The following is a 13,484-nucleotide window of genomic DNA, read 5'->3' on the forward strand; positions in this document are numbered from 1 at the left end:
ATTAGTATAAAGCAAGTTTGGCAAAAGGAAAACTAGCTAAATACCCGTCAAATAAGTTATGATAGAAACATTAATTTATTCTAGGAGCGACCATTATGCAAAATCAGCCCAAAGTAAAATGGACATTAACTTTATTATTAGGAACACTCAGTGCTTTTGGGCCGTTATCATTGGATATGTATTTACCAGCCTTACCTGCGATTCAACATGCTTTATCAACCAATACCTCATTAGTGCAATTAAGTATTAGCACTTGCTTAATTGGTCTGGCACTGGGCCAATTGGTTATTGGACCACTTAGCGATCGTATTGGTCGCCGAAACCCCTTAATTATCGGCTTATTGGTATTTACAATTACTTCTGCAATTTTGATGTTTGTCCATAATATTTGGTTATTTTTGGGTATTCGTTTTATTCAAGGTTTAGCCGGCTCCGCTGGTCAAGTCTTATCCCGTGCAATTGCCAAAGATCTATTTAGTGGACGCAAATTAACACAGTTTTATGCCACTTTAATGGCAATCAATGGCATTTTTCCCGTAATTTCGCCTATTATTGGCGCGGGAATTTTAACTTTTTTTGAATGGCAAATGATTTTTGGCTGTCTGACAGTGATTGGTCTGCTTTTGTTACTCGGTACTATCATTATCTTACCAGAAACAAAAATGGTGACAGTTGAAGCATTACCGACAAATCGGCGCGCCTATTTCAGTAAATCTTTTTTGCAGCCGACTTTAATTTTAGGATTTGGTAGTGGTGTTCTATTTTCATATATTGCAGGTTCCTCGTTTGTCTATCAACAGGTTTTTCATCTCTCAACGCAAATGTTTAGTCTGCTCTACGCCATTAACGGTAGTGGAATTGCCTTGATGAGTTATTTAGCCGGACGACTAGTCGATCGTTTTACTAATCGGCAAATTTTAACCACATCGTTAATTATTCCACTTCTAATCGCCGTACTGATTTTAGTCAATACACAAACCATTAATATTAATCTCCTCACGATTTTAGGAATTTTCATTATTATTGCTAGTTTTGGTTGTTTATCAGCAATCACGACCGCTCTAGCAATGCAAGCACCTGGCACAAACGCAGGCAGTGCTTCTGCTATTTTAGGATTGTGCGGTAATATCATGGGTGGTCTCAGTTCTCCAATTGTCGGGCTATTTGGTACCAGTTCAGCAGCCCCAATGATTGGTGTGATTATTGCTTTTCAACTATTAGCATTAGTTAGTTACTATCTCCTGCGCAACTAATCTCTTTGCACACTTAACAAAACCAGAAATTCAGTTCATTTGAATTTCTGGTTTTGTTTTGGGGTAAAAATAATTTCATCAAAATAAAATACTTGTTTTTTTATTTGTAACATGTTACTTTTAAAATAACTTGTTAATAAAAAAAGGAGATTCGTTTATTATGAAATATGCAATCACAGGCGCAACCGGTAAATTCGGACAAAGTGCTATTCAGTTACTCAGCTCAAAAATTGATAATTCTGACATTATTGCCTTAGCACGGAACACTGCTAAAGCAAAAGAAGTTCTCCCAGAGGGCGTTGAGATTCTCCCTGCTAGTTACGAAGAACCTGAACAATTAGTACAATCGTTAGCTGGCGTTGATCGCTTGTTATTTATTTCTTCACAACCTGGCGCAGAAGTGCCTCGCTTAGAGCAACACCGAAATGTTGTAAATGCGGCTAAATCAGCAAATGTTAAGTTTATCGCCTATACCAGTTTCCCACATGCAGATCGTGCCAAGGCACCACTTGCCAGTGACCACAAAGCAACAGAAGCTTTAATTAAAGAAACTCAAATACCCGCAAGTTTTCTACGTAATAATTGGTATCTAGAAAATGAAATGTCTTATATCAAAAGCGCACAAGCTGGTCAGCCGTTTGTTTATTCAGCTGGTGATGGTCATGTTGGCTGGGCACTAGAACAAGATTATGCTCAAGCAGCCGCAAAAGTTTTACTATTAGATAACCCTAAAACTATTTACGAATTTGCAGGCCCATCAAGAACCTACGCAGATTTAGCTGTCGCTCTCCAAAAAGTAACTAATCAATCTTTTGCTATCCAAAGCGTCAGTGACAGTACCTACCGTGGCCAACTCAATCAAGCTGGTCTCGATTCAGCAACGATTGATATTATCAGTGGCATTCAACAGCTCATCAAAATTGGTGACTTAGCTGAGGAATCAACTGATTTAACCGATGTATTGGGCCATCAATTACCATCTCTAACAGATGCACTCCAAAAACTAGTTAAATAATTGTGTTAGTTACGTTATCATAGACTTGTTAATCTAAAGAAATGAGTGAGTGCTATGAAATATTCACACAAATTAAGTGATGCAGTCCACATCTTAGCCTATATTGATATCCTTCCTGATACTGATCTATCTAGTAGTGCCATTGCAGCCAGTGTTGATTCCAATCCCAGTTTAATTCGGCGCTTAATGTCTTTGCTGGTTCAAGCTGGTTTATTAAAAACTAGCCCCGGAAAAATTGATCCTAAGCTTGCACGATCGGCCAATGACATTTCCTTATTAGATATCTATTTAGCGATTGAAGATGACCCTCAACTCCTTCATGTAGACGATAAAACCAACATGCAATGCATCGTTGGTGGTAATATCCAGGCAACTTTAAATCAGGCTTATCAACAAGTGCAAGAAGCCGCTCAAAAACAAATGGCAGCTATTAGTTTACAAAGTTTGATTGATGATATTTTGGTTCGCGACCAAACCAAATAATGCAGTTAAGAATAAAGGACCAACACCTCAAGATATGAGGCGTTAGTCCTTTTTGTATTACAGATTAGTATCTTCAAAACTTCATAATAAGCTACTTGACTGGTGTGTTTTTGGCTCTCACAAGTGCGTCATTCACAGTCTGAGCATAAATCACATCGCCGCTATGACGACCACCAAAATGGACACCATCAGTTCCAGCAAACACATCTGGATGTTTAGCAGCTTCTCTTTGCCAGTCTGCAATTGTGATAAATTTATGTTTAGCCGGTAGCGTCCTTTCATAGTCAGCTAATTTTGAAGAATTCCAGCTTGGATCTGCACGTTGATCATATGGTGTCATTAAAATCAACCGATGACCCGGAGCAAGATCGGAAATTAATTTATCAAGTTGATCCTGGGTGCCATCCAATGCATTGGTCCCAATGCATATCACCACATTCCTGCGCAAAACATTATTTTTTTGCGCAGTCATCACAACATTATATGCCAAATCCATTGTCCGTTCCCCTGCAGCATCAACAGTACTGTCGGGCACATGCTGACTCAAATAAGAACGGGTACCCAATGTCACGCTGTCGCCCACAATTGAAACCCCTTTTGGAATCGCACCGATATTACTACCGCCATTCTTAACAGCTGCCAGAATAACGTCTTTAGATGTTTTAATTTGATCTGCAGATTGATATAAACCGCTAATCCAAAGACGTTGCTCAAGACTCGTCAATTTGGGTGCAATATGAACTGTATATCCAGCAATACCGATCAATTCAATTGCAATTAAGGCAATACATACTTTAATACCGGTCAAAAATCTGGTGCCCATGAAGTTGGGGCGTTTTCCAGCAATCAACGGTTCAATCACATAATAAGAAGTTGCTGATAATGGTAGTCCAATCACAACAGTCAATAATGTTGCATATGGGACACTCATCAATTTTGAAAAAATAACGAAGAGCGGCCAATGGTACAGATACATACTGTAACTCGTATCTGCAATAAATGTTATCCACTTAGGTTCATCGATATTCGGTGTGACATCATGCAAAATACGCGTCAAAAATATTCCAATTGTCGAGCATAAACTAGCAACCAAAATTCCCCAAATATACGTTGAACGTAATGAAAATTGAAGTGTTCGCCCCAAATAAAATAAGATGCCCAGATCAACCACTAAGAACAAAATTGTGACAATCCTGTTTGCACTTCTTGAAATCCGTTCATATCTATAAGTAGTTGTTTTAATGCCCGTCAGGCTCGCCAATATTGCGCCAATAAAAAATGGGAAACTATGCGTGACACTTGAAAAATAGACTTTAGAAAAATCAGTTAATCCTGCACTATTCAATGCCATCAAAGTGGCACTGGTAACTGCAACAATAAAGGAAAGAATACCAATACATTTACGAAAAACTTGTGTCGCTTTAGCCGTGAAGTAACCACGACGACTAACGACGTGCGCACAGATAGCTGCAAGTAATCCCCAAATAATATAAAAATGCATTTCCACAGCTAATGACCAAGTATGAACAAACAAATGAGGAATGAATTTACTTTCGTAACTTCCACCAGTTGCAATTTCAAAATAATTCGTCACAAAGCCTGCAGCGGCAGCAATTTGTTTGCCTAGTCCGACAATATAATCTGGGTTTACCAGATAAGTCAGTGGTGTGACAATTAATATTGACATAATCAATGGCGGTACAATTCGGTAGAATCGGCGACGATAAAAAGCAATTAAGCCAAAACCATTTGTTTTGGAAAACTCATCAATCATCAAAGCCGTAATCAAAAAACCAGAAAAAGTAAAAAATATGTCGACGCCAATAAAGCCACCTGGATACATATTCGCAAAAAAATGATACGTTAAAACAGAACACAATCCGGCAATTCTAATTAAACTAAACCATTTAATTCGCATGTTCTAACGCTCCTTTTTTAAATACGCCATGATAGACATGGTGATCAGCAGTCGTTAGCGTCCCTTTACCATGCGGTAAGCCTGCACGAAATGTTCCTTTATATGTCCACTTTTTGTGCGAAACAAAACTACCTTTTCCATTAAATTGCCCATCTTTAAAATTACCAACATATTGGTCGTGGTTAGCAAAAGATAACTTGCCTTGGCCGTTAAATTTATTTTTAAAAATGCGCCCTGTATAATTAATTCGCTGATGATCTAATACATAATGAGCCTGATGAGATGACAGATTAATCATGCTAAAAACGCCAGCAGCAATTAAACATAGCACAACTAAGATTTCTATGATGCTACGTTTCATTGTTAATAGTCCCCGTTTCGCAAAGCCGTTTTCTTCAAAAAGACGCAATTTTTCATTTTTATTTCCTCCCAGAAAATCACCTATTAATTATACTAAAATAATAGATCAATGAATATAGCTTATCAGAATCTATTTACAAATATCTTAATATATTTAAAAAATCACCTTCATTATTTGTCGTCATGTGAATCCATATTTATGACACCACACCAACCACGCAGTTAAGGCCTTAAAAATTTTTTTGTGTTTACAAAAAAATAACAACCATTATTAGTAACGGTTGTTATTTTTATCTATCTGTTATTCCAAGAAATCTTTAAGCTGTTTTGAACGTGATGGATGACGAAGCTTGCGCAACGCCTTAGCCTCAATTTGTCGAATTCGTTCACGCGTCACACCAAAGACTTTCCCCACTTCTTCAAGTGTGCGAGTTCGGCCATCATCCAAACCAAAGCGCAGACGTAACACATTTTCTTCGCGGTCTGTTAATGTGTCTAACACACTTTCCAATTGTTCTTTAAGCAATTCGTAGGCAGCATGGTCTGCTGGACTAGTGGCATCTTGGTCCTCAATAAAATCACCTAAGTGAGAATCATCTTCTTCACCAATTGGGGTTTCCAATGAAACAGGTTCTTGAGCAATTTTTAAAATCTCACGAACTTTTTCAGTTGGCATATCCATTTCAGCACCAATTTCTTCAGGCGTCGGTTCGCGACCTAAATCTTGAAGTAGTTGACGTTGAATACGGATCAACTTATTAATGGTTTCCACCATATGCACGGGAATTCGAATTGTTCTAGCTTGGTCAGCAATTGCACGTGTAATCGCCTGACGAATCCACCAAGTGGCATAGGTTGAAAATTTAAACCCTTTACGGTAATCAAACTTTTCGACGGCCTTCATCAACCCCATATTACCTTCTTGGATTAAATCAAGGAATTGCATCCCCCGACCGACATATCGTTTGGCAATTGATACCACCAATCGTAAGTTGGCTTCAGCTAATTCTTGCTTAGCACTTTCGTCGCCTTGTTCAATTCGCAACGCTAGTTGTACTTCTTCATCTGCTGTTAACAAGTTAACGCGTCCGATTTCTTTCAAATACATCCGGACAGGGTCATTAATTTTAACGCCAGCGGGTGCTGAAGTATCATCTAATTCTTTTTTGGAAACACGTTGGGCGCTCTTTAATGCACGGGGATCTGGTTCACCATTTTCATCCACCACACTAATTCCAGCGTCTTCAACCAATTGAATTAACTTATCCATGGCGGGAGCTTCCAATTCAAATGGTGTCGCAATGCGATCAGTCAGTTCATCGTATTGAATCTCTTTTTTGTTCTTGTAATCCTTGATCAACTTTTGGACAGCTTTTTCCATCTTTTTTTGATCAATTTTGGCACTTGCTTGTTGTTCAACGACTTTTTTGTTTTTTTCTTGATCTGCCATAAATTTGTTGCCCCCGTTTATATTTGCTGTTGTTGTTTCAATAATTCAACTAACTCAATGGTTAATTGTTGCTGTAATTTTTCATTATTCAAATGTGTTGCTTCGCGTAATTGCGCTTTTTTACTTTGAATTTGCTGTTTCAACGGTGCCTTCTTCATAATGATGGCCATGCAATCATTAGCTGCTTCCAAACTAAATTGCGAGGTACCATCCATTAAATCAATTTCGATCAATAATTGACGTAACTGCTCATCATCAATAAAATCACTAAACTCGGCCACCTGATACGTTTGATGCTCCGCAAAGTAACTACCCGCTAGTAGATACAGTGTTTGATACTGTTCATGGGCAAAACTGAAGCCGTCCACACTTTGCACGTGCAACCAGACATCATGATCATTTAACATCGCCTTCAGCAATGTTTTTTCAGCTAATTGAACTTGGTCGATTTGTTCAACTTGATGCCGATACACTGGCGTTTTTTCTTTATGTGAATGATTTGCTTGACGCTGATTATTTTGCAAAGCTGCATCATTTTGTGCAATTTGATGCAATTGGCGTTTTAACTGATCCTTATCCAAATTAAATTGCGTCGCTAACTGATTTAAATAAATATCTTGCTCAATCGGTTGCGATAAGCGACCAATTAACTTTAATGCACTGTTCAAGTAATCAAGTTGATCTGCTTCATTATCGAGATTCATGCCATGGCGTAAAAAGCGCATCTGAAACGCAATCGGCGTTTCGCGGGCATCGTTAATGCGGTCTTGAAACGCTTGTTGACCATTTTGTTGCAAAAACTCATCTGGATCAATTCCACTAGGCATGGCAATAACGCCAATTTCCAGTCGATTGGATTGATTACTGATTAACTCAATCGCCCGTTTAGTCGCATTTTGACCCGCACTATCGCCGTCATAGCAAATTTGAATATTACTGGTAACACGTTCCACCATATTGACTTGTTCTTCGGTCAAACTTGTTCCCATTGACGCAATACCATTTGTCACACCAGCACTCGTCGCTGCAATCACATCCATAAAGCCTTCAAATAAAATCAAATCTTGTGTTTTGCGTGCACTTTTTTTGGCGACATCAAAGTTAAATAAGGTTCTGCGTTTATTAAAAATTTCCGTTTCTGGACTGTTCAAATACTTCGGCATGTCCGTTTGTTCGGTTGACAGTAACCGCCCGGAAAAGGCAATCGTTGCCCCACGGTCATTTCGAATTGGAAACATCACACGATCAACAAATCGATCATGCAACTGACCGGTCTCATCTTCACCGAACAAGCCACTTCGGCGCATTTCTTGATAATCAATCTTTTTTTCCGTGAAGAATGGTAAAAGTAAACGCGAATTGGGTGCATAGCCAATATTAAACTGATCAATGGTGGCGTCACTCATACCACGTTTGTTTAAATAGGCCAGTGCCGGTTTACCGAGATCCGTATTCACAAGAATATGATGATATAATTTGGCAGCTTGCTCGTGTAACTCAATGAGCTTGCCTTGTTTAGTATCAACTGGCTTACTTTGACCAACAGACTGATATTGTTCTGGAACAGTAATACCAGCATCTGCGGCAACTTTTAAAATTGCTTGTGGGAAACTCAGATTTTCAATTTCCATAATAAAACGAAAAACGTTACCACCACGACCGCAGCTAAAACAATGAAAAATCTGCTTGTCTTCATTGACTGAAAACGAAGCAGTTCTTTCCTCATGAAATGGACATAATCCAAACAGGTTTTTACCTGATTTCTTGAGTTGCACATATTGACCGACGACATCAGCAATATTAACGCCGTCGCGAACAGAGTCAATTACTTCTTCTGGAATTTTTGTTGCCATCCATCATTCACCCCGTTCCATTTACCTGTAAGTCACGAAAAGTCGCTTCCAACCGGATGCGACTTAAATCTTCAAACTTATACAAAATACATGTTAACACAAACAATTTTTTTGTCAATAAAATGAAACTTTTTAGCACAACTTTGTCAAGTATCTCCTCTATTTGACGATTAATTCGTCTAGATCACCAACCATAAAAATTAATTTGGCTAAAATAGAGAGTTGCTTCAAACGATTATCTCTGATCTTCTCATCATCAGCCATAATCATGTTCTCATCAAAATAGGCTTCAATCAGTGGTTCCAGCTTCGTTAATGCTGCAAAATTATCAGTCATACTTTGGTGAACTGCCTGTTGATTCAGCGTTTGAACCGCATCATAAAGTTTTTGTTCTGATGGATGTTCAAATAAGGTTGGATCAACTGTTAATTCGTTGGCGTCATATTGGGCCTTCTTAGAAATTCTCAATACCCGTGTCAATGCTTCAATGGCATTCTTAAAATGAGCATCATCTTTATGATCATTGATTGTTTTGGCTGATTCCAAGATGTTAGCAATATCTGGTTGATTACCTTCAACAACTGTATCAACAATATCGTGACGAATGTCTGAATCACTAAACCACTGTTTGATTCTGTCCATCATAAAGCCATGTAATTCGTCTTGATGAGCAGTCATATCAAAGTTTGGTAAGACATGGGCATTTTTCATCTGTTCCACAAATACTGGCATCATATTTAATAATGGCATATGCCAGTTACGCTCTGCTATAATGCGCACGACGCCAAAGTTCTGGCGACGAAGTGCGTACGGATCATTGGATCCACTTGGGATCATTCCTACAGCAAAGAAACTTTCCAATGTATCTAATTTATCAGCAATTGATAGAACTGCCCCTATTGTAGTTTGTGGTAATTCACCTTCTGCTGAAATTGGCATGTAGTGTTCACGAATAGCGGTAGCTACAGCCTTATTTTCTCCTTGCAACAAGGCGTATTTTTCACCCATCACACCTTGCAATTCAGAAAATTCACCCACCATCCCCGTGGTTAAGTCAAACTTATAAATTTGACTAGCACGTTTCAGATCTGCTAATTTATCTTGTGACAAGCCAACTTGTTGACCAATTACCTGAGCAATCACTTCAACACGTTGCATTTTTTCATACATTGAACCGATCTTATCATGGAAACTAACATGTTTTAATCGATCAACATATTGAGCAATCGTATATTGCTGATCTTCTTCATAAAAAAACTTGGCGTCTTCTAAGCGGGCTGTCAACACACGTTGATTCCCGCGTACCACGTTATCCAGAAAATCAGTATTACCGTTTCTAACTGAAATAAAGTTAGGTAATAATTTACCAGCATGGTCCCGAGCATAAAAGAACCGTTGGTGTTCTTTCATTGAGGTAATCAAAACCTCATCAGGTAAAATTAAATACTGTTCATCAAACGATCCACTAAAAGCAGTTGGCCATTCAACTAAGTTATTAACTTCTTCTAATAAATCAGCATCTAAATCAACCACCCAGTCATTTTCAGTGGCGATTGTATTAATTTGCTCAGTAATTAATTGCTTGCGTTTATCTTGATCCGCAATGACAAATTCTTTTTCTAGTGCTGCTTCATAATCAGTAGCATTGTTCAACGTGATGTCATGGCCTAAGAAGCGGTGTCCTTTAGTTTGGTTACCCGTTGTCACATCTAAAATAGAAAATGGTACAACTTCTTGATCAAGTAATGCGACTAACCATTTGATAGGGCGCACAAATTGGAATTTATGTGTCGACCACTTCATCATTGTGGGGAAGTTCATCGCTTCAATAATTTCATTTAAGCCCGTCAACACCTCGGTCACTGGTTTTCCAGTAATGTGTTTGTCCACAAAGACATACTCAGTACCTTTAATTTCTTTAAATGTAATATCGTCAACACTCAATCCTTGGCCTCGGGTAAAACCAATGGCAGCTTTTGTCCAGTTACCATTCTCATCTTGAGCAATCTTTTTAGCAGGACCCTTTGCTTGGGTATCAATATCTGGTTGTTTATCTGCTAAATCAGTAATAAGAATTGCTAACCTTCGGGGTGTTGCAAATGGTTTAATTTCACCAAATTCAATCCGTTCCTTAGCCAAATAATCAGATACCCGTGCGACTAATTGTACAATGCTAGGTGTCACAACATGAGCGGGCATTTCTTCAACACCGATTTCTAACAAAAATGAATGTGTCATTACTTAGTCGCCTCCTCATCTTGTAATAATGCTTGTCTCTTTGCTTCGTCTTTTATTAATGGAAAACCAAGTTTCTTTCGTTCGGCCACAAAAGCTTTGGCAATTGAACGGGCCATATTGCGAATGCGCGATAAATAGCCGGCACGTTCGGTCACTGAAACGACTCCTCTGGCATCCAGTAAATTGAATGTATGGCTACACTTTAAAACATAATCATAAGCGGGATGGACCAATCCTGCTGCAATTAGCCGCTTAGCTTCTTTTTCATATTCTTCAAAGAAGTTCATGAGCATGGTTTCATTGCTCATTTCAAAACTATATTTTGAGTGTTCAAATTCAGGTTCCTTAAAAATATCACCGTAATGCACACCATCAGCCCACTCTAGATCAAACACATTATTCACGTCTTGAATGTATTGTGCTAATCGTTCAAGTCCATAAGTAACTTCAGATGCCACGGGGTCCATTTCCAGTCCCCCAACCACTTGGAAGTATGTAAATTGGGTGACTTCCATCCCATCAAGCCAAACTTCCCAACCAACACCGGCACAACCCATTGATGGGTTTTCCCAGTTATCTTCGACAAAGCGAATATCATGTTCTAGTGGTTCAATGCCTAGTTCTCGCAGACTATTCAAATACAGTTCTTGAATATCGTCTGGTGAAGGTTTCATAACGACTTGAAATTGATGATGTTGATACAACCGATTAGGGTTATTCCCATAACGACCATCAGCTGGACGTCTTGATGGTTCGACATAGGCAGCATTCCATGGTTCAGGTCCAATGGCGCGTAAAAAAGTGTACGGACTCATTGTTCCGGCCCCTTTTTCAGTATCGTAAGCTTGCATCAACATGCAGCCTTGACTGGCCCAATATTTTTGCAACGTTAGAATAATATCTTGTACAGCTAATTTCTTAGTCATTATTTGTCTCTCCTCTCAAAAATAAAAAATCGTCTTGTAAAGACTGATAGAGTCTCTACAGGGACGATTTTTCGCGGTTCCACCCTGCTTTTTTGCTTACGCAAAACAGCTTCATTTCATAACTATTCAGTTCAGCTGCTGAAGTGCCTTAATTAATCTAGTCGTGGCTTCCACTATCCCACTTCGCTGCGTTGATTAATTTATTCTTCGTCATCACTGTTGATTTCTAATTAATAATAGTAGACGGGTGCTTAATTGTCAATCCTCATCTCGACGCGATTGCGATAATTGATCTGCCCACGCACCCATCTGATCAATAAAATGTTTGGCCTTCAAATGTAATCCGACATTTTCTTCGTAGAGTTCATCAATTACTTTGCGCAACATTTTTTTTGTTGCTGGTTTCACATTGATTGACGAAATTTGATCTAATTTGATTACTGAAAATTGTCGCAAATAGTACACTGTTTTTTGATCCAAATGAAGGCGAAAGTCATCTAAATGAAAATGATTTTGGCAAATCAAGCCACCATACTTACTCGAATAATCCAATTTTAAATCGGTCCGATGACAAACAACGCAATCTTGCCAATGTGGCGCCACGCCAAAGAATGGTAACAACTGCACTTCAACGATATTCGTAATAATTTCTTCATCCGCGCCTTCATTAATTAACGTCATTGCAGTCCTAGCTTTTTGATACCAAAGACTGATTGGTTGATCATCATGAAATGCACTGTCAATTAAGCTTAGAATGTAAGTCGTATAGGCATTTTTACTGATATCGTTTGTGATACCTTCCAAATGGGTTACTTCTTTTGCGGCATTTAAAAAGCTAATTCCTTGTTGATTAATCGCACCAATATAACTGCCCATTGTAAACGGCAAAATATCCGGTGCAATCAATGCACCTCTTTTTTTGGCATTTTTAACCAAAAACATTTTTTTGCCAAATTTTTGGGTTAATAATTTAACCAGTAAATCACGTTCACGATAGTCACGCCGATACATAATAATGCCATTAAACTGGCTATTTTGTAATGCCATCGTGATCGCTCCTTCACTCTTTAATAATCTGTCTTACGGTACCCATATGCTTTTAGCATTGATGCTTTATCACGCCAATGGTCCACGACCTTCACCCACAATTGTAGGTACACTTTATCACCCATCAACCGTTCAATATCTTGTCTGGCCAATGTCCCAATTTTTTTTAACATTGAACCACCTTTACCAATCACGATTCCCTTTTGAGAATCACGCTCAACAATAATCGTTGCTGAGACATCAATGGTCGTTTCATTTTTACGCTTAATTGATTCAATATCAACCGCCACAGAATGCGGAATTTCTTGACGAGTTAATTCAAAAATTTTTTCCCGAATTAGTTCCGCTACAACAAATCGTTCCGGATGATCACTAACTTGATCTGCAGGATAATATTGTGGTCCATTTGGTAAATCAGACACGAGTTGTTTTAATAATGCATTCACATTATTACCTTGTAAGGCTGAGACTGGAATGATCTGATCAAATGGTAAAACATTTTTATATTGTTCAGTAACCGCAACAAGCCGGTCTGGTGTGACCTGATCAATTTTATTGATGATCAAATAAATTGGCTGCTTAACCGTTTTTAATCGATCGATAATAAAATTATCACCGGCACCACGATCTTCTTGCGCGTTAACAACATACAAGATCGCATCAACTTCGTCTAACGCGGACAAACTTGATTTTTCCATAAAGTCGCCCAGTTTAGTTTGTGGCTTATGAATACCAGGCGTATCAATAAACACAATCTGGGCATCATCAGTAGTGTAAATACCTTGAATTTTATTACGGGTCGTTTGCGCCACATTGCTCATAATGGCCACTTTTTGGCCAATTACATAATTTAATAACGTTGATTTACCAACGTTTGGGCGTCCAATTAAGGCGACAAAACCTGATTTAAAGTTGGGATTATCCACTTAAATTACCTCCAT

11 protein-coding genes are annotated in these 13,484 nt (G+C 38.5%); 3 read left to right on the top strand and 8 right to left on the bottom strand.

Annotated elements, in window-relative coordinates; all coding sequences use genetic code 11:
* The first annotated feature begins 95 nt into the window (after positions 1-95).
* The 3 genes from ACYVQZ_RS01075 (at position 96) to ACYVQZ_RS01085 (ending at position 2,751) form a co-directional block, all read left to right on the top strand.
* Entirely contained in the window at positions 96-1,253 is a 1,158-nt protein-coding gene (locus ACYVQZ_RS01075; protein ID WP_461239552.1) for a multidrug effflux MFS transporter, read from the top strand.
* 160 nt (positions 1,254-1,413) lie between these two features.
* Positions 1,414-2,268, top strand: coding sequence for an NAD(P)H-binding protein (locus ACYVQZ_RS01080; protein ID WP_461239553.1), 855 nt, complete (start codon positions 1,414-1,416; stop codon positions 2,266-2,268).
* Positions 2,269-2,322: 54 nt separating this feature from the next.
* The gene (locus ACYVQZ_RS01085) at positions 2,323-2,751 is read left to right on the top strand and encodes an Rrf2 family transcriptional regulator (RefSeq protein WP_461239554.1); all 429 of its coding nucleotides are present in this window, start codon (positions 2,323-2,325) and stop codon (positions 2,749-2,751) included.
* A gap of 91 nt (positions 2,752-2,842) precedes the next feature.
* On the opposite strand, the gene ACYVQZ_RS01090 is transcribed toward ACYVQZ_RS01085, so the two are convergent.
* The 8 genes from ACYVQZ_RS01090 to era all read right to left on the bottom strand — a co-directional run bounded on the left by ACYVQZ_RS01090 (position 2,843) and on the right by era (position 13,469).
* A complete protein-coding gene (locus ACYVQZ_RS01090) occupies positions 2,843-4,669 on the bottom strand; it encodes an acyltransferase family protein (protein ID WP_461239555.1) in 1,827 nt (608 codons plus the stop codon).
* Positions 4,659-5,030, bottom strand: coding sequence for an MORN repeat-containing protein (locus ACYVQZ_RS01095; protein WP_461239556.1), 372 nt, complete (start codon positions 5,028-5,030; stop codon positions 4,659-4,661). The genes ACYVQZ_RS01090 and ACYVQZ_RS01095 overlap by 11 nt, the downstream gene beginning before the upstream one ends.
* Before the next feature lie 300 nt (positions 5,031-5,330).
* The gene (rpoD, locus tag ACYVQZ_RS01100) at positions 5,331-6,479 is read right to left on the bottom strand and encodes an RNA polymerase sigma factor RpoD (RefSeq protein WP_461239557.1); all 1,149 of its coding nucleotides are present in this window, start codon (positions 6,477-6,479) and stop codon (positions 5,331-5,333) included.
* A gap of 17 nt (positions 6,480-6,496) precedes the next feature.
* The gene (gene dnaG, locus ACYVQZ_RS01105) at positions 6,497-8,332 is read right to left on the bottom strand and encodes a DNA primase (RefSeq protein ID WP_461239558.1); all 1,836 of its coding nucleotides are present in this window, start codon (positions 8,330-8,332) and stop codon (positions 6,497-6,499) included.
* A gap of 159 nt (positions 8,333-8,491) precedes the next feature.
* Complete coding sequence (gene glyS, locus ACYVQZ_RS01110; RefSeq protein ID WP_461239559.1) at positions 8,492-10,570, bottom strand: glycine--tRNA ligase subunit beta; 2,079 nt, start codon at positions 10,568-10,570, stop codon at positions 8,492-8,494.
* Positions 10,570-11,496, bottom strand: coding sequence for a glycine--tRNA ligase subunit alpha (glyQ, locus tag ACYVQZ_RS01115; RefSeq protein ID WP_461239560.1), 927 nt, complete (start codon positions 11,494-11,496; stop codon positions 10,570-10,572). Before glyQ ends, glyS begins: the two co-directional genes overlap by 1 nt.
* Positions 11,497-11,754: 258 nt before the next feature.
* Entirely contained in the window at positions 11,755-12,543 is a 789-nt protein-coding gene (gene recO / locus ACYVQZ_RS01120) for a DNA repair protein RecO (RefSeq protein WP_461239561.1), read from the bottom strand.
* 20 nt (positions 12,544-12,563) lie between these two features.
* On the bottom strand, positions 12,564-13,469 hold the full coding sequence (gene era / locus ACYVQZ_RS01125; protein ID WP_461239562.1) for a GTPase Era: 906 nt from the start codon (positions 13,467-13,469) through the stop codon (positions 12,564-12,566).
* Between the last annotated feature and the right edge of the window lie 15 nt (positions 13,470-13,484).

The sequence above is a fragment of the Paucilactobacillus salsurae genome, from assembly GCF_054784995.1.

Excerpts from the sequence above, each read along its gene's own strand:
- glyS (WP_461239559.1), bottom strand. The coding sequence starts at position 10,570 with ATGACACATTCATTTTTGTTAGAAATCGGTGTTGAAGAAATGCCCGCT.
- ACYVQZ_RS01075 (WP_461239552.1), top strand. The coding sequence starts at position 96 with ATGCAAAATCAGCCCAAAGTAAAATGGACATTAACTTTATTATTAGGA.
- dnaG (WP_461239558.1), bottom strand. The coding sequence starts at position 8,332 with ATGGCAACAAAAATTCCAGAAGAAGTAATTGACTCTGTTCGCGACGGC.
- ACYVQZ_RS01080 (WP_461239553.1), top strand. The coding sequence starts at position 1,414 with ATGAAATATGCAATCACAGGCGCAACCGGTAAATTCGGACAAAGTGCT.
- ACYVQZ_RS01090 (WP_461239555.1), bottom strand. The coding sequence starts at position 4,669 with ATGCGAATTAAATGGTTTAGTTTAATTAGAATTGCCGGATTGTGTTCT.
- ACYVQZ_RS01085 (WP_461239554.1), top strand. The coding sequence starts at position 2,323 with ATGAAATATTCACACAAATTAAGTGATGCAGTCCACATCTTAGCCTAT.
- rpoD (WP_461239557.1), bottom strand. The coding sequence starts at position 6,479 with ATGGCAGATCAAGAAAAAAACAAAAAAGTCGTTGAACAACAAGCAAGT.
- glyQ (WP_461239560.1), bottom strand. The coding sequence starts at position 11,496 with ATGACTAAGAAATTAGCTGTACAAGATATTATTCTAACGTTGCAAAAA.
- ACYVQZ_RS01095 (WP_461239556.1), bottom strand. The coding sequence starts at position 5,030 with ATGAAACGTAGCATCATAGAAATCTTAGTTGTGCTATGTTTAATTGCT.
- recO (WP_461239561.1), bottom strand. The coding sequence starts at position 12,543 with ATGGCATTACAAAATAGCCAGTTTAATGGCATTATTATGTATCGGCGT.